At 70.5% G+C, this 15,592-nt stretch carries 15 protein-coding genes; 9 read left to right on the forward strand and 6 right to left on the reverse strand.

Going from position 1 to position 15,592, the window contains the following annotated elements; all coding sequences use genetic code 11:
• Window positions 1-33: 33 nt before the first annotated feature.
• Window positions 34-1,029 carry a hypothetical protein gene (locus tag QSK31_RS20785; protein WP_285685907.1) on the reverse strand — a complete coding sequence of 332 codons (996 nt, stop codon included), beginning with the start codon at window positions 1,027-1,029 and terminating at the stop codon, window positions 34-36.
• 274 nt (window positions 1,030-1,303) lie between these two features.
• On the opposite strand from QSK31_RS20785, the gene QSK31_RS20790 reads away from it, so the two are divergent.
• The 6 genes from QSK31_RS20790 (at window position 1,304) to pstB (ending at window position 7,162) form a co-directional block, all read left to right on the forward strand.
• Window positions 1,304-2,026, forward strand: a complete 723-nt coding sequence (locus tag QSK31_RS20790; RefSeq protein ID WP_285685908.1) for a winged helix-turn-helix transcriptional regulator — start codon at window positions 1,304-1,306, stop codon at window positions 2,024-2,026.
• A 10-nt stretch (window positions 2,027-2,036) separates the two neighbouring features.
• A complete protein-coding gene (gene mshD / locus QSK31_RS20795; RefSeq protein ID WP_285685909.1) occupies window positions 2,037-2,903 on the forward strand; it encodes a mycothiol synthase in 867 nt (288 codons plus the stop codon).
• A gap of 182 nt (window positions 2,904-3,085) precedes the next feature.
• Window positions 3,086-4,180 (forward strand): phosphate ABC transporter substrate-binding protein PstS, encoded by a 1,095-nt coding sequence (gene pstS / locus QSK31_RS20800; RefSeq protein ID WP_285685910.1) that lies wholly within the window; start codon window positions 3,086-3,088, stop codon window positions 4,178-4,180.
• Window positions 4,181-4,220: 40 nt separating this feature from the next.
• Window positions 4,221-5,291, forward strand: a complete 1,071-nt coding sequence (pstC, locus tag QSK31_RS20805; RefSeq protein ID WP_285685911.1) for a phosphate ABC transporter permease subunit PstC — start codon at window positions 4,221-4,223, stop codon at window positions 5,289-5,291.
• Window positions 5,288-6,370, forward strand: a complete 1,083-nt coding sequence (gene pstA, locus QSK31_RS20810; protein ID WP_285685912.1) for a phosphate ABC transporter permease PstA — start codon at window positions 5,288-5,290, stop codon at window positions 6,368-6,370. The genes pstC and pstA overlap by 4 nt, the downstream gene beginning before the upstream one ends.
• Window positions 6,371-6,385: 15 nt before the next feature.
• On the forward strand, window positions 6,386-7,162 hold the full coding sequence (pstB, locus tag QSK31_RS20815) for a phosphate ABC transporter ATP-binding protein PstB (RefSeq protein WP_285685913.1): 777 nt from the start codon (window positions 6,386-6,388) through the stop codon (window positions 7,160-7,162).
• 7 nt (window positions 7,163-7,169) lie between these two features.
• Here the strand turns inward: pstB and QSK31_RS20820 are convergent, their stop codons facing one another.
• On the reverse strand, window positions 7,170-7,919 hold the full coding sequence (locus QSK31_RS20820) for an NUDIX hydrolase (RefSeq protein WP_285686161.1): 750 nt from the start codon (window positions 7,917-7,919) through the stop codon (window positions 7,170-7,172).
• 76 nt (window positions 7,920-7,995) lie between these two features.
• Here QSK31_RS20820 and QSK31_RS20825 point away from each other — a divergent pair, with 76 nt between their 5' ends.
• Window positions 7,996-8,961: a Gfo/Idh/MocA family protein gene (locus QSK31_RS20825; RefSeq protein WP_285685914.1), complete on the forward strand. Its 966-nt coding sequence runs from the start codon at window positions 7,996-7,998 to the stop codon at window positions 8,959-8,961.
• 22 nt (window positions 8,962-8,983) lie between these two features.
• Here QSK31_RS20825 and QSK31_RS20830 read toward each other — a convergent pair whose 3' ends face one another.
• The 3 genes from QSK31_RS20830 to QSK31_RS20840 form a co-directional block, all read right to left on the reverse strand.
• Entirely contained in the window at window positions 8,984-9,991 is a 1,008-nt protein-coding gene (locus QSK31_RS20830) for an inorganic phosphate transporter (protein WP_285685915.1), read from the reverse strand.
• Window positions 9,992-10,618, reverse strand: coding sequence for a DUF47 domain-containing protein (locus QSK31_RS20835; protein WP_285685916.1), 627 nt, complete (start codon window positions 10,616-10,618; stop codon window positions 9,992-9,994). It abuts the gene before it with no gap.
• Between the two features lie 107 nt (window positions 10,619-10,725).
• Window positions 10,726-11,679, reverse strand: coding sequence for a PI-PLC domain-containing protein (locus tag QSK31_RS20840; protein WP_285685917.1), 954 nt, complete (start codon window positions 11,677-11,679; stop codon window positions 10,726-10,728).
• 94 nt (window positions 11,680-11,773) lie between these two features.
• Between QSK31_RS20840 and sigJ the strand changes: the two genes are divergently transcribed.
• On the forward strand, window positions 11,774-12,661 hold the full coding sequence (sigJ, locus tag QSK31_RS20845) for an RNA polymerase sigma factor SigJ (RefSeq protein ID WP_285685918.1): 888 nt from the start codon (window positions 11,774-11,776) through the stop codon (window positions 12,659-12,661).
• Here sigJ and QSK31_RS20850 read toward each other — a convergent pair.
• Window positions 12,644-13,150: a DUF402 domain-containing protein gene (locus tag QSK31_RS20850; RefSeq protein WP_285685919.1), complete on the reverse strand. Its 507-nt coding sequence runs from the start codon at window positions 13,148-13,150 to the stop codon at window positions 12,644-12,646. The two genes, sigJ and QSK31_RS20850, sit on opposite strands and share 18 nt — an antisense overlap.
• 146 nt (window positions 13,151-13,296) lie before the next feature.
• On the opposite strand from QSK31_RS20850, the gene QSK31_RS20855 reads away from it, so the two are divergent.
• Window positions 13,297-15,297, forward strand: coding sequence for an ATP-dependent DNA helicase (locus tag QSK31_RS20855; protein ID WP_285686162.1), 2,001 nt, complete (start codon window positions 13,297-13,299; stop codon window positions 15,295-15,297).
• Window positions 15,298-15,592: the final 295 nt, after the last annotated feature.

Consider the following 15,592-nt stretch of genomic DNA (forward strand, 5'->3'; position numbering starts at 1 on the left):
GCCCCCGTCCACCGCTCCGCGAAACGGGGTGCCTCAGGTCAGATAGAAGGAGTTCAGGATGTACGCGACGGGTGCCACCGCGGCGAACGCGCCGAGCGGGCCCTGCATGTGCCGGGCCAGCCAGAACGTGGGCGCCTGGTCCGGCTGGTCCCGGCCCGCCTCGGTGAAGTTGATCGCCAGGTCGACCAGCACCGCCGCCCCGGCCGCGACCAGGCCGATGATCGCGCCCTTCGCCGGGGTGAACGGCAGCACCATGACGCTGCCCAGCTGAGCCGCGCCCAGCGTGCCCAGCATCGCGCCGACGATGATGCCGGTCGCGCCGCGCGGCACCTGCGGCGCGATCCGTGGCTTCGGGAAGATCGCGTCCACCAGACGGGCGATGAGCAGTCCGGCCGTCGCGGCGGCCAGGCAGACGATCTGGGTCTGGGTGCCGACCGGCTCACGGGACAGCACCACGAACGCGGCCGGAGTCACCACGCCGCCGATGATCAGCACCGTCGAGGTGATCGCGTCGCGGACCTGGAGCCGGTCCAGCCGGAACGCGAACTGGCCGCCGACGACCAGCACGACGCCGGCGAGTGCCACCAGGAACAGCGGCAGCAGCGCCGCCGAGTCCGCGTTCGTGGCGACCAGGTCGGCCACCCCGCCCGCGGCCACACCCACGCCCATGATCAGCAGCGGCACCGGCGGGCGGATCGCCATCGTCCAGGCCAGCACGAAGAGCAGCTGCACACCGAACAGGACCAGCGCGAACGGCCAGCGGGAATCCGGCCCGGCGGTCTGCGCGCCGAGGATCAGCGCGACGCCGAGCAGCCCGGCGAACCCGGCGATGGCCACCGACAGCGACCGGCGGACCGGCACCACCACGACCTCGTGGTCCTCCTCGTCGACCTCGTCGGTGGCCGGCGTGACGGCCGGCGGCTCGGGCTCGTCGGGCACCGCGCCGTACGCACCGGAGGCCGCACGAGGGAAGCCAGAGTCGGAATCCCACGAATCGCGGTCGCCGTCATTCGGCAGGGAGGGGAACACGACTGCGATCGTGCCAGACGAACGGCACGACACGTCCGGGCGCGGCAGTCGGATGAACGGATGGTTACCACTCGGCCGTTCGGTCACCCGGTAGTCGCTTTCGACCAGCACGGAGGCGTACGCCACATCACAGGCGCGTGCGACCCGGGTGAACAACGCGATGCATCGGTTAAGGTATGCGCAGCCCACCCGTCGGTGACGCCGGGACTGTTCCTCCGGCTGAGTTCTGGCCGGGTCACCTGCGTGGCCCCTTTCCGGGCCCGTAAGGATCGAGGTGAGTGTGGAAATCCTCCTGTTGGTGACGGCACGTGCTGGTGAGCCTTCCGCCGTGCTGCCCGCCCTGGACCTGCTGCCCCACTCCGTGCGTACGGCGCCCCGCGACGTACGCACTCTGGTTTCCGGGCCCAGCCCCGACGCGGTCATGGTCGACGCGCGCTCGGAGCTCTCCGAGGCCCGGGCGACCTGCCGCATGCTGCACGCGACCGGACTGGGTGTCCCGCTCGTCGCGGTGGTCACCGAGGCCGGCCTGATCGCGCTGAACGCCGACTGGGGCGTCGACGACGTGATCCTGGCCAGCGCCGGTCCCGCCGAGGTCGAGGCCCGGCTGCGGCTGGGTGTCGGCCGGTTGTCGAACGCGACGGCCGGCGCCGGCGGCTCGATCCGGGCCGGCGAGCTCAACATCGACCCCGACACGTACGCGGCGAAACTCAAGGGCCGCCCGCTCGACCTCACCTACAAGGAGTTCGAGCTGCTCAAGTTCCTGGCGCAGCACCCGGGCCGGGTCTTCACCCGCGACCAGCTGCTGCGTGAGGTCTGGGGCTACGACTACTTCGGCGGCACGCGCACGGTCGACGTGCACGTGCGACGGCTGCGGGCCAAGCTCGGCTCGGAGTACGAGTCGATGATCGGCACCGTCCGCCAGGTGGGCTACAAGTTCGTGACCCCGCCGAGCGGTCGCCAGTTGCCCGACAACGAGCCTGTCTCGCTGCCGGTCTAGTCTTTTTCACATGACGCGGGTGGAGCCGGTTCGGCGCACGGACCGGCTTACTCCCGACGAAATCACCGCCATCCTCGACCTGGCCGACGCGGCTGAGCTCGCCGACGGCGTCTACCCCCTGTCCGAGGACGTGGTCTTGCGCGTCCGTGGTGCGCGGGGTGTGTTCTTCCTGGCCGGCGACGCCGGCTTCGCCACCGTGGACGACGGCGCCGGCGAGCTCGTGGTGCATCCTTCCGTGCGGCGCCGCGGCGTCGGGACCGCGCTGCTGGAGTCGGCCGGCGACGGTCCCTCGAGCTTCTGGGCGCACGGCGACGATCCCGGCGCACGGGCTTTCGCCGAGGGCCTCGGCTTCTCCCGGGAACGCGTGCTCTGGCAGATGCGCCGGTCGCTGGCCGAGCCGCTGCCGCCCGACCGGCTGCCCGACGGCGTCACCGTGCGGCAGTTCCGCCCCGGCCACGACGAGGCGGCCTGGTTGGGTGTCAATGCCCGGGCGTTCGCCCACCACCCCGAGCAGGGGCGCTGGACCGAGCACGACCTCACGCTGCGTGAGCAAGAGCCGTGGTTCGACCCGGCCGGTTTCCTGCTCGCCGTCGACGTCGCGGACACCCTGCTCGGCTTCCACTGGACGAAAGTGCATCCGTCGACCGCCGTCGATCCCGCGCTCGGCGAGATCTACGTGCTCGGCGTCGACCCGGGCGGCCACCGGCGAGGGCTGGGCCGGGCGCTCAGCGTGGCCGGGCTGACCCACCTGAAACAGCAGGGTCTGGGCACCGCGATGCTCTACGTCGACGAGTCCAACGAGGCGGCCGTCCGGCTCTACCGGGGCCTGGGATTCGGCGTCCACGCCACCGACGTGATGTACCACCGCGGGGCCTGACGATCAGGCAACCCGCCCGTCGGTTCACGTAACGGACAACACATCCTCAGTCCACGGAAACCCTGAGGCGTGCACCTGTTCACGCTGCGTTCATTTCGGCCCCTGAAGCAAGTCATCTGGTCCTCCTAGCTTTCGGATGAGCCGGTTTTACACCGGCGCGCTATCCATTCGAAGGGACAACCGTGAAGCTCCAGCGGCTCGGCTACGTGGCCGGCATTGCTTTGACTGCGACACTCGCGCTCACCGCGTGCGGTTCGGACAACGAGGCCTCCCCGTCCGCCGGCGGCGCCTCCGCGGCCAACGCGAACTGCGTGGCCGGCAACATCACCGCTCAGGGTTCCAGCGCTCAGAAGAACGCGATGGACGAGTGGATCAAGACCTACCAGGGACAGTGCGCCGACGCCAAGATCGGCTACGAGGGCACCGGCTCCGGCGCGGGCATCCAGGCGTTCATCGCCGGCACCGCCGACTTCGCCGGTTCCGACTCCGCGCTGAAGGAGGAGGAGCAGCCGCAGGCCGACGCCAAGTGCGCCGGCGGCCAGGCCCTCAACCTCCCGATGGTGATCGGCCCGATCGCGGTCGTCTACAACCTGGACGGCGTCGACGGCCTCCAGTTCTCGCCGGAGACCCTGGCCGGCATCTTCGCGGGCAAGATCACCAAGTGGGACGACCCGAAGATCAAGGCTGACAACGCGTCGGCGAAGCTGCCGTCGACCGCGATCCAGTCGGTCCACCGCTCCGACGAGTCGGGCACGACCGACAACTTCACCAAGTACCTGAGCAAGACCGCCGAGTCGGTCTGGACCTTCGGCAACGCCAAGGCGTGGAAGGCTCCGGGCGGCACCGGCGCGGCCAAGTCGGACGGCGTGGCCACCCAGGTGAAGAGCACCGTCGGCACCATCTCCTACGTCGAGCTCTCGTTCGCCGAGAACAGCGACCTGAAGAAGGCCAAGATCAAGAACGGCGCCGGCGAGTTCGCCGAGCTGACCGGTGAGAGCGCCGGCAAGACCATCGCGGGCGCCAAGATCGAGGGCACCGGCAACGACCTCAAGCTGTCCATCGACTACGCGACCAAGGAGCCGGGCGCCTACCCGATCGTCCTGGTCACGTACGAGATCGCCTGCTCGAAGGGCAGCGCCAAGGCGGCCGCCATCAAGGGCTTCCTGACCTACACCGCCAGCACCGGCGGCCAGCAGTCCCTCGCCGAGCTGGGCTACGCCCCCCTGCCGGAGACGGTTCGCGCCAAGGTCGAGACCGCTGTCGCGGCCATCGCCTGACCCACTCGACAGCCCCTTCTAATCAAAAGCGAGCGAGCGAATGGGTGACATCCCCTCCCGCTCGGCGACGACACCGGCCGGCGAGCCGGGCGTGACAGGACGTCACGCCCGGCCCGCCGGCACCGGCGTATCGCCGAACGCCCCCGCTGGACCGTCCCTGGGTGGCGGCGGCGCACTGCCCACCAAGAAGCGTTTCGGCATGGAAGCCGGCTTCCGAGGGCTGAGCACCGCGGCCGGAGCGATGGTGCTGGTCATCATCGTGGCCATCGGATTCTTCCTGGTCTCCAAGGCGGTGCCGGCCCTGCAGGCCAACACCGAGAACTTCCTGACCTACAAGGCGTGGTTCCCGAATGATGCCGAGCCGAACTTTGGTATCGCCGCGCTGGCGTTCGGCACCGTCCTGTCGTCGGTCATCGCGCTCATCGTCGCGGTGCCGATCGCACTGGGTATCGCTCTCTTCCTCTCGCATTACGCGCCGAAGCGGCTGGCCACGCCGCTCGGCTTCGTGATCGACCTGCTCGCCGCCGTGCCCAGCGTGGTCTTCGGCCTCTGGGGCCGGGACGTGTTCCTGAACCCGGTCCGCGACCTGTCGCTGTGGCTCAACGAGTACTTCAGCTGGATCCCGATCTTCGGCGGGGACGGACCGTTCGGCCGCTCGATCCTGCTCGGCAGCCTGGTGCTGTCGATCATGGTGCTGCCGATCGTGACCTCGCTGTCCCGCGAGGTCTTCATGCAGACCCCGGGGATGAACGAGGAGGCGGCGTTGGCGCTGGGCGCCACCAAGTGGGAGATGATCCGCACCGCGGTGGTCCCCTACGGCAAGCCCGGCATCATCGCCGCGATCATGCTCGGCCTCGGCCGGGCCCTGGGCGAGACGATCGCGCTGGCGCTGACTCTCGGCATCGTCTTCAACATCTCTTTCAATCTCATCGAGAACGGCGGTAACTCGATCGCCGCCAACATCGCCAACACCTTCGGCGAGGCGAACGCCACCGGCCGCGGCGCTCTGATCGCCTCCGGCCTGGTCCTGTTCGCGATCACGCTGGTGGTCAACATGGCGGCGCGGGCGATCATCTACCGTCGTCGCGAGTTCCGGGACAGTGCCGCATGAGCCTCTTGCAGAAGGAACTCTCCGACGTTGTGATGACGCCGTCCGGGCTGCGCAGCAAGCGCCTGCCGGTGGCGGTCAACCTGGTCATCGCGGTCGCGGCGATCGTGGTCGCCGCGGCGCTGGTGCTCGGCCTGAGCATCGGCGGCTGGCCGCTGGTGGCCGTGGTCGCCGGCATCCTCTACCTGGTCGGCCTGTTCGTCGCCGCCACCCGGGTCGAGGGACGCCGCTCGGCGCGCAACAAGATCATGCAGGCTCTGATCTACGCCGCCTGCATCCTGGCCGTCCTGCCGCTCGCCTCGGTGGTCTGGACGCTGATCTCCAAGGGCGCCGGCCGGTTGGACGGCAACTTCTTCGGCTCGTCGATGAACAACATCGGCGCGCGGGATCCGCTCGGCGGCGCGTACCACGCCATCATCGGCACACTGGAGCAGGTCGGCCTGGCCACGCTGATGGCGGTGCCGCTGGGTGTGCTCGGCGCGATCTACCTGGTCGAGTACGGCCGGGGCCGGTTCGCCCTGACGGTCCGCTTCTTCGTGGACGTGATGACCGGCATCCCGTCGATCGTCGCCGGTCTGTTCATCCTGGCGTTCTGGGTGCTGATCGTCAGCCCGTGGTTCAACAACGGCACGCCGCGGTTCTCCGGCTTCGCGGCCTCGCTGGCGTTGACGGTGCTGATGCTGCCGACGATCGTCCGGTCGACCGAGGAGATGCTGCGGCTCGTGCCCGGGCCGCTGCGCGAAGGGGCGTACGCGCTGGGTGTGCCGCAGTGGAAGACGATCCTCAAGATCGTGCTCCCCACCGCGCTCCCCGGCATCGTCACCGGCGTCATGCTCGCCGTCGCCCGCGCGGCCGGCGAGACCGCACCGGTGCTGCTCGTCGCCGGTGGCGCCGCGGCGATCAACTTCGACCCGTTCGCCGGGAACCAGTCGTCGCTCGCCCTGTTCGTCTACCAGCAGGCGGGTGACGCGTCCCGGTACGCGCCGGACCGCGCCTGGACGGCAGCGCTGACGCTGGTCGCCCTGGTACTGATTCTGACGATCGCCGCCAAGCTGCTCGCCCGCCGCAACAGGCTTTCCTGACAAGAGGTGTCACCCATGGCCAAGCGCATTGAGGCGTCGAATGTGACGTCGTACTACGGAAGCTTCAAGGCGATCGACGGCATCTCGATGACCGTCGAGCCGAAGACGATCACCGCCCTGATCGGGCCGTCCGGTTGCGGCAAGTCCACGTTCCTGCGGTCGGTCAACCGCATGCACGAGGTGCTGCCGGGCGCTCGCATCGAGGGCCGGCTGACCATCGACGACCAGAACATCTACGACGCCGACGTGGACGTGACCGCGGTCCGTCGCATGATCGGCATGGTGTTCCAGCGGCCCAACCCGTTCCCGACGATGTCGATCTACGAGAACGTGGTCGCCGGCCTCAAGCTGAACGGCGCCAAGAAGAAGTCGGTGCTCGACGACGCCTGCGAGAACTCGCTGCGGTCGGCGAACCTGTGGGACGAGGTGAAGGACCGCCTCGGCCGTCCGGGCGCCGGTCTCTCCGGTGGTCAGCAGCAGCGCCTGTGCATCGCCCGCACGATCGCGGTCGAGCCGCAGGTGGTCCTCATGGACGAGCCCTGCTCGGCGCTCGACCCGATCTCCACGCTGGCGATCGAGGACCTGATGTTCAAGCTGAAGGACCGCTTCACGATCATCATCGTGACCCACAACATGCAGCAGGCCGCCCGGGTCAGCGACAAGACCGGCTTCTTCTCGATCGACAAGACAGGCGACCCCGGCCGCCTCATCGAGTACGACGACACCCAGAAGATCTTCTCCAACCCCACGGAGAAGAAGACCGAGGACTACATCACCGGCCGCTTCGGCTAGGGCCTGTCTAGGCCTCCACGCGCAACACGGCGCCGCCGTCGCCGGTCAGCTCCACCCGGGGTTGCACCGGCACGGCGGCGTCACGCTTCGCACCGAAAACCTCAACCATGCTCGGGTACGCGCTGAGCGCGTCCAGCGTCACCCGGGTCGGCGGCAGCATCGTCAGCCCGGCGGTGTCCCCCGGCCGGATCCAGGCGACGCCGTCGCTCTCCCCCGACACGTCCCGTGCCTCCTGCCCGTCCGGCAGCGCCGCGACGAAGAACCACGTGTCGTACCGCCGGGGTTCGAACTCGGGCGTGACCCACCGGCCCCACGGGTGCAGCAGGTCGTCCCGCAGCCGCAGACCGCGCCGCGCCAGCAGATCGGCCATCCGCAGCTCGCGCCGCTGCACGGCCAGCCGGTCCGCCTCCCACTCCGGGCCCGCGACGTCGGTGAGGGCCCCGCCGTCCTCGATGCCGCCGGCCAGCAGCACACCGGCCTCCTCGAAGAGCTCACGGACGGCGGCGCCGATCACCGCCCGGGCCTCCGCGCCGGGCACGCCGAGCAGATCGGACCAGGTCTCCCGTACGGTTTCCGGCCGGTCGTCCGGATCGACGCCGCCGCCGGGAAAGGCGTACACCCCGCCGAAGGCCATCGCGGCCGCGCGCCGGAGCACGTAGGCCTCGAACCCGGGGTGCCGGTCACGGAGCAGCACCACCGTGGCGGCGGGACGGGCCGCGGCGGCAGGCCCGCTGAACTCACGGGCACGCTTGATCATGGCGGGTGGGAGCGGGTATCCGTCAGTCACGGGTGGATCCTCCCACCGGCACGCGCCGGACGATACGGTGGCGATCATGACGACGCGTTGGGGGATCCTGAGCACCGGCGGCATCGCGGCCTCGTTCGCCTCGGACCTGCCCTTGGTGGAGGGCGCCGAGCTGGCCGCGGTGGGCTCACGCACGCAGGCGTCGGCCGACGCGTTCGCCGAGCGGCACGGCTTCGCGCGGGCGCACGGCTCGTGGGCCGACCTGGCCGCCGACCCCGAGGTCGACGTGGTCTACGTGGCCACTCCGCACGCCCAGCACGAGGCGGCCGCACTGGAGTGCCTGCGGGCCGGCAAGGCGGTCCTCTGTGAGAAACCGATGACCCTCGACCTGGCGTCGTCCGCACTGCTGGTGCAGGAGGCCCGCGCCCACGGCGCGTTCCTCATGGAGGCGATGTGGATGCGCTGCAACCCGGTCATCCTGGAGATCGCCCAGCTGGTCGAGGACGGCCACATCGGCCGGGTCAAAGCGATCCACGCCGACTTCGGCCTGCAGGGCCCCTTCGAGCCCACGCACCGCCTGCGCGCCCCCGAGCTGGGCGGCGGCGCGCTGCTCGACCTGGGCGTCTACCCGATCCACTTCGCCCACCTCTTCCTCGGCGCGCCGGCCTCGGTGCAGTCCTGGGCCCAGCTGACCCCCGAGGGCGTCGACGAGACCACCGGCCTGCTGTTCGGCTACGACAACGGCGCGGTGGCCGCCCTGACGTGCAGCATCGACGGCCCGTCCCGCAACGGCGCCACGATCACCGGGGAGACCGGCCGCATCGAGATCGCCGACAGCTTCTGGGCGCCGCGCGGCTTCACGGTGACCCGCGGCGACCGCACCGAGGACCACAAGCGCGACTACGACGGCCTCGGCTACCGCTTCGAGGCCGCCGAGGTCCAGCGCTGCCTGGACGCCGGCCTGCTGGAGAGCCCGCTGGTCCCGATCGGCACGACCCTCGAGGTGATGACCCTGTTGGACATGGTCCGCGAACAGATCGGCGTCGCCTACTGACCCGCCGCCCGGGCGGCCGGCCTCAGCTGAAGAGCGGGCGGACGACCAGGTAGAGCAGGCAGGCGAAGGTGCCCGCGGCCGGGAACGTGATCACCCAGCCGAGGACGATGTTGCCGGCGACGTTCCAGCGGACGGCGGAAAGCCGCTTCGTCGCGCCCACGCCCATGATGGCCGATGTGATCGTGTGGGTGGTCGAGATGGGCGCGCCCAGCACCAGGGCGTTGAAGTAGAGCACCACGCTGGCGACCGTCTCGGCGGCGAAACCCTCCGGCGGGCGCAGGTCGATGATCTTGCGACCGAGGGTACGGATGATCCGCCAGCCGCCCGAGTAGGTGCCCAGCGCGAGCACCGAGGCCGAGGCCCAGATGGCCCACTCCGGGATGTGCTTGGCGTCGGGCTGGAAGCCGCCGACGTAGAGGGCGAGCACCACCACGCCGATGGTCTTGGCGGCGTCCTGCATGCCGTGGCCGACGGACATCGCCGCGGCGCTGACCGTCTGCGCGCGCCGGAAGCCGCGGTTGAGCCGGGCCGGGTGGCCGTTGCGGAAGATCCAGAGCACCGCGATCATCGCCACGAACCCGAGGCAGAGGCCGATGGCCGGCGACAGCACCATCGGGATCAGGATCTTCTCCACGATGTTCGCCCACTGCACCTCGCCGCCGGAGGCGAAGATCGTGGCGCCGACCAGGCCGCCGAACAGCGCGTGCGACGAGCTGCTCGGCAGGCCGAAGTACCAGGTGATCAGGTTCCAGCAGATGGCGCCGAGCACGCCGGCGAAGACCACGCCGAGGCTGGCGACGTTCGTCGGCAACGTGACCAGCCCGCTGCCGACGGTCTCCGCGACCTTCGTGCCGACGTGCGCGCCGATGAAGTTGCCGATCGCCGCCATGCCGAGAGCCACGCGGGGGGTGAGCGCCCGCGTGCTGATGCTGGTCGCGATGGCGTTGGCCGCGTCGTGGAAGCCGTTCGTGAAGTCGAACGCGAGCGCGACGGCGATCACCGCGAGGACGGCGATGAGCTCGGCGGACAACTACGACTCCTTGACCGAGATGGTCTCGACGGTGTTGGCCACGTGCTCGAACGCGTCGCAGGCCGCCTCGAGCTCGTCGGCGACCTCCTTCATCTTCAGCACGGTCAGGGCGTCGTACTCGCCGCTGAAGAGCCGGACCAGGAGCATCCGGTAGGCGCGGTCGCCGTCGTTCTCCAGGCGGTTGATCTCGATCCAGTACTCCTCGAGACCCTTCATCGAGCGCAGCCGCGGCATCGCCTCGGCGGTGATCTTCGCCTGCTGGTCCAGCACGTTGACGAGCTCGTGCATCTCGCGGGGCAGGGACGGCAGCTCGGTCAGGCCGTACAGGTAGAGCAGGTTGCCGACCGCCTCCAGGTGATCCATCACGTCGTCCAGCTGGGAGCCCAGCGAGTAGATGTCCTCGCGGTCGAACGGCGTGATGAAGGTGGAGTTGATCTTCTTGTAGAGGGTGTGGGTGATCTCGTCGCTGTCGTGCTCGACGTCGGTGAGCCGCTCACTGACCGACTGCACATCCACTCCGGGCAGGGCGAGTTCGTTGAGCAGCTCGGTGCCGCGGACCAGGTTGTGGGCGGCACGGGTGAACAGCTCGTAGAACGCGCCCTCGGTGGGGCGGAAGGAGAACTTCACGGCGCGGACCTCGATCGACGGGAGCGGAGATTCTTTGGGAACAATAGGTAACGCCCGGGAGGCACGTTGAGTCGCCCACCCCGGCTCCTGCCCCGATCACCCGCCGGTCAGGCGCTGTTCACCCTACGCAACGCGATCGCCTCGTCGGACACCACGGCACGCGGGGCCGGCGCCGACGTCCGGATCGGCTTGCCGACCGAGGTGCGCACCGCCGCCGGTGGACGCACCGGATGACGTCGCAGGTGGCGGGCCAGCCCGGCATGATCGGCGTCGGCGAGCACGTCGACGCCCGCCAGGCCGAGCTCGGTCCAGACAGCGCGACGTGCGCTGCGTGCGCCCGAGCTCAGACCCGAGATGCGGACGGTACGCCCGTCCTCGTGCGCCGCGCGCACCATGGCGTGCAGCAGATGCCGCTCCTCGGCGGTGATGGGTTCCAGGCCGTCCCAGCCGAAGCGCCGCGACCACGGCTCGCTGATCATCGGCACCAGCGAGGCGGGCGCCGACCGGGAGCCGATGTCGTCGAAGGTGCCGTCGGCGAACGCGTAGCGGTGCCGTTCCGCGGTGAGGAGCTCGCGGACGTCCACAATGCCGGCCACCGCGACGGTCACCGCTCCCGGCTCCAGCTTGCCGTCCACGCAGCGGCTGAGCAGCGGGGCGTGGTCGCGGAGTTGCTGTTCGAGCATCCGATAGGCGCGGAGCAGCGTCTGCGCGTCGCGGCTGGGTCCGATGAACTCGACGACCAGCCGGAACGGGACGGTCTGGTCGGGGCGCAGCCGGCCGCCCCGGGACCGGGCGCGGGCCAGCAGCGGCCCGAGGACGAGACGGCGCAGCGTACGCCCGGGTTGCGGCGCCCCGGGCCCGATGAACAGCTCGCCGTGCGGTCCGGGCAGCACCGGCACGGTCAGGCCGGCCAGTCCGCTCCGGAGGACATCGGGCAGCGGATCGGCGTCGTCGGCTCCCGCCAGGGCATGCCCGGACGGCTGGTACGGCGCCGGTCGGCACACCGCGGCAACCCTGGCGGTCAGCGCACCAGCGGCAACACTCATCACATCGTTCGCCACGGCTTCTCCGAGATCGGACAAATCGTACGTTCGGTGCTGCCACTGTGACACAGATGGCTGCCGCTATCAGGCAATGTCGAAGAGAATTACCCCCATGTCCCCCGAAGAAGAGTTCGAGCGCGAACGGCCGCACCTGATCTCCGTGGCCTATCGGATGCTCGGTAGCCGGGCCGAGGCGGAGGACGTGGTCCAGGAGGCGTGGCTGCGCTTCGACAAGGCGCGACGGGTCGGCGATATCAACGACCTGCGCGGCTGGCTCACCACCGTGGTCGGACGGCTCAGCCTCGACGTGCTCAAGTCGGCGCGGGTACGGCGCGAGGCGTACCCCGGGCAGTGGCTCCCCGAGCCGGTCGTGACCCGCCTGGACGACCCGGCCGAACGCGTCACCCAGCGCACCGAGGTCGGCCTGGCGCTGCTGGTCGTCCTCGAGAAACTCACCCCGGAGCAGCGGGTCTCGCTGGTGCTGCACGACGCGTTCGCGGTGCCGTACGAGGAGATCGCCGAGGTTTTGCACACCACGGTGACCGCGGCCCGCCAGCACGCCTCACGCGGCCGCCGGGCGGTGGCCGACGACCGTGCCCGGCACAACGCCGACCTGCCCGAGCAGCGGCGGGTGCTCGAGGCGTTCCTGGCGGCGGCCAACTCCGGCGACACCCAGGCGCTGGCCGCAGTGCTGGCGCCGGACGTGGTCTCGATCGGCGACGGCGGCGGCTTCGTCAACGCCGGCAGCCGGGCGATCCTCGGCGCGGACAAGGTGGCCCGCTTCTGGATCGGCATCATGGGCAACCGGTTCCACGGGATGACCGACATGACCATGACGCCAGTGCTGGTCAACGGCGACCTGGGGCTGCATGTGCAAGGCGCCTACCCGGACGGCCGCGGGTTCCGGTCGGTCTTCGTGCTGGCCATCGCCGACGGCCGGGTCACCGCCGTCTACCACCAGCTCAACCCGGAGAAGCTGGGGTCAGTCGACGACGTCTGACAGCCACTTGCGGTACTGCGTGGCGAACGGCTCGGAGCCGTCGCCCAGGGCGACCATCAGCTTGCGCGCCGCCGCGTACGCCTCGGTGACGACCTCGGCGGGGTAGCCGAACCGCTCCCGGTGGTCCTCGAACTCGTCCTCGTCGCGCAGCTCGACGGCCTGCGTCTCGCGCCGCCGCACCACGTCCAGGTCGAGATCGACGATGTGAACCGTGTCACCCTCCCACCGCGCGGGGGTGGTGATGTCGCAGTAGACCTCACTGGTGCGCGGCGGCGGGTTGAACATGCCGGTCCACCACGCCGCATGCGGGATCAGCAGCACGAACGGGATCTGCTCGACCGACGGCCGGCCGTGGTAGACCGAGGCCGTCCCACGGGGCACGCCGACCCAGATGCCCAGGTCATCCTCACTGAGCTTGCGGGCCGGATAGTCCCGGTGCGCCGAGCCGTCGAACTTCGTATAGACCACCCGGACCGTCTCGCTCGGCATGACAGGCACCCTAACGGTGCACGGAATTTGTCGGTGGCTGCGGGTACGGTCTCCGACGTGGTCGAGCCTTCTTTGTCATGCCCTTCTGGCCGTCGCCTCCGGCCGAGCGGTCCGCCGCCGGCACCTGCCGCTCGGTGCAGGCGGTCATGACCGCCGCCACCCGCCGCAAAGCCAAAGCCGCAGATCTTCTCGACGCGGCGGTCGGCGCGGTGCCCGGCGGCGCGGCGCGTCCGGGCCAGCAGGAGATGGCCAACGCCATCGAGCGGGCCGTGAAGGAAAAAGAGCACCTGCTCGTCCAGGCGGGCACCGGCACGGGCAAGTCCCTGGCCTACCTGACGCCCTCGCTGCTGGTGGACGGCCCGGTCGTGGTGTCCACGGCCACCCTGGCCCTGCAAAACCAGCTGATCGCGCACGACCTTCCCCGGCTGGCCGACGCGGTCGAGCCGGTGCTCGGGCGGCGACCCAAGTTCGCCGTGCTCAAAGGCCGGCACCACTACCTCTGTGTGGCCAAGATGGAGCACGCCGACGAGGAGGAGCCCACCGACACGCTCTTCGACGCGGCGCCCGCCCAACGCACCCAGTGGCTGGGCGAGGCCGGCCGGCTCGGCAAGCAGATCCAGCGGCTCCAGGCCTGGTCGGAGAAGACGAAGACCGGCGACCGTGACGAGCTCGACCCCGGCGTCGACGACACAGCCTGGCGGCAGGTGTCGATGCCCGCACGGGACTGCGTCGGTGCGGCCCGGTGTCCGTACGGTCAGGAGTGTTTCGCCGAGGCCTCCCGCGTGCGGGCCCGCGAGGCGGACATCGTCATCACCAACCACAGCCTGCTCGCCGTCGACATGCTCGCCGAGCGCAACATCGTGCCGCCGCACAAGCTGCTGGTCATCGACGAGGCGCACGAGCTGGCCGACCGGGTCTCGTCCGCGTCGCAGGCCGAGCTGACCCCCGAGGTGCTCGAACGCGCCGCCAAACGCGCCCGCACGCTGCTCCCGCAGGACACCGCCGAGGCGCTGGCCACGGCCGCCGACTCGCTGACGGTGGGCCTGGCCGACATGCCCGCCGGCCGCATCACCACCGGCCTCCCGCCGCTGCTCGCCCAGGCCGTAATCCTCATCGACTCGTCCACCCGCGCGGCCCTGTCCGCGATCGGCGAGATCAAGAGCGACGACCCCGATCCGGTACGCAAGCAGCAGGCCAAAGCGTCCCTGGACGAGATCGCCGAAACCGCACGCCGCCTGCTGGAGGAGTCCGACTTCGACGTCGCGTGGGTGGAGAAATCCGACCTCGGCAACGGCCGCCGCGCCCTCGTGGTAGCCCCCCTGTCAGTGGCCGGCACGCTGGCGAACAGGCTGTACGACGAGCGCACGGTGGTCGCCACCTCCGCCACCCTGACACTGGGCGGCCGCTTCGACACGGTCGCCCGGTCGCTCGGCCTGCCCGCGCCGCGCGTCCCGCAGGACACCCACGGCGAGGGCTGGACGTCGCTCGACGTCGGCTCCCCGTTCGACTATCCGAAACAGGGCATCCTCTACGTCGCGTCGCACCTGCCCCGCCCCGCGGCGTCCGGCCTGCCCGACCAGGCGGGCGAGGAACTGCTCGAGCTGGTGAACGCGTTGGGCGGCGCCACTCTGGGCCTGTTCTCGTCCCGCCGGGCCGCGACGCAGGCGGCGGAACTGGTCCGCGCCCGCACCACGCTCCCGGTGCTGCTGCAGGGCGAGGAGGCGCTGCCGCTGCTGGTCCGGCGTTTCCGCGAGGAGCGCGAGACCTGCCTGTTCGGCGTGATGTCGCTGTGGCAGGGCGTTGACGTCCCCGGCGAGTCCTGCCAGCTGGTGGTCATCGACCGGCTCCCGTTCCCCCGCCCCGACGAGCCGCTGGCGGCCGCCCGAGCAGCGGCGGTCGACTCCGCCGGCGGTTCCGGTTTCTCGTCGGTGAGCGTCCCGATCGCCGCGATCCGCCTGGCCCAGGGCGTCGGCCGCCTGATCCGTTCCACCGGCGACAAGGGCGTGGTCGCCGTCCTCGACTCCCGCTTGGAGACCGCCCGAGGCTACGGCGCGTTCCTCCGCAAGTCCCTGCCGCCGTTCTGGTACACGACCCGCCAGGAGGTCGCGCTGGGTGCCCTGAAGCGCCTCGCCGCCCCAAAGGCCTAGCCCCGCCACCCACCAAGCCGCGCCAGGCCTGGGAGTCACGCCAGGCCCGGGAGTCACGCCAGGCCCGGGAGTCACGCCAGGCCCGGGAGTCACGCCAGGCCCGGGAGTCACGCCAGGCCCGGGAGTCACGCCAGGCCCGGGAGTCACGCCGAGCCCGAGAGCCACGCCAGGCCGGGGTCACGCCGGCTGTCAGGCCGCCGGGGTGCCTGCTAACCGTCGCTGCCGCCGCTCAAGGCGGTCGCCGGGCACGAGAGTGGTAGGACCGGGCGCTATCCGGGACAGACTTGTCGCGCCT

Origin of the sequence: Actinoplanes sp. NBRC 103695 (assembly GCF_030269485.1) — a bacterium.
In the GTDB taxonomy this organism is placed as follows: domain Bacteria; phylum Actinomycetota; class Actinomycetes; order Mycobacteriales; family Micromonosporaceae; genus Actinoplanes.

Excerpts from the sequence above, each read along its gene's own strand:
- QSK31_RS20825 (WP_285685914.1), top strand. The coding sequence starts at position 7,996 with ATGACGACGCGTTGGGGGATCCTGAGCACCGGCGGCATCGCGGCCTCG.
- mshD (WP_285685909.1), top strand. The coding sequence starts at position 2,037 with ATGACGCGGGTGGAGCCGGTTCGGCGCACGGACCGGCTTACTCCCGAC.
- pstA (WP_285685912.1), top strand. The coding sequence starts at position 5,288 with ATGAGCCTCTTGCAGAAGGAACTCTCCGACGTTGTGATGACGCCGTCC.
- pstC (WP_285685911.1), top strand. The coding sequence starts at position 4,221 with ATGGGTGACATCCCCTCCCGCTCGGCGACGACACCGGCCGGCGAGCCG.
- QSK31_RS20855 (WP_285686162.1), top strand. The coding sequence starts at position 13,297 with ATGACCGCCGCCACCCGCCGCAAAGCCAAAGCCGCAGATCTTCTCGAC.
- QSK31_RS20850 (WP_285685919.1), bottom strand. The coding sequence starts at position 13,150 with ATGCCGAGCGAGACGGTCCGGGTGGTCTATACGAAGTTCGACGGCTCG.
- QSK31_RS20820 (WP_285686161.1), bottom strand. The coding sequence starts at position 7,919 with ATGATCAAGCGTGCCCGTGAGTTCAGCGGGCCTGCCGCCGCGGCCCGT.
- sigJ (WP_285685918.1), top strand. The coding sequence starts at position 11,774 with ATGTCCCCCGAAGAAGAGTTCGAGCGCGAACGGCCGCACCTGATCTCC.
- pstB (WP_285685913.1), top strand. The coding sequence starts at position 6,386 with ATGGCCAAGCGCATTGAGGCGTCGAATGTGACGTCGTACTACGGAAGC.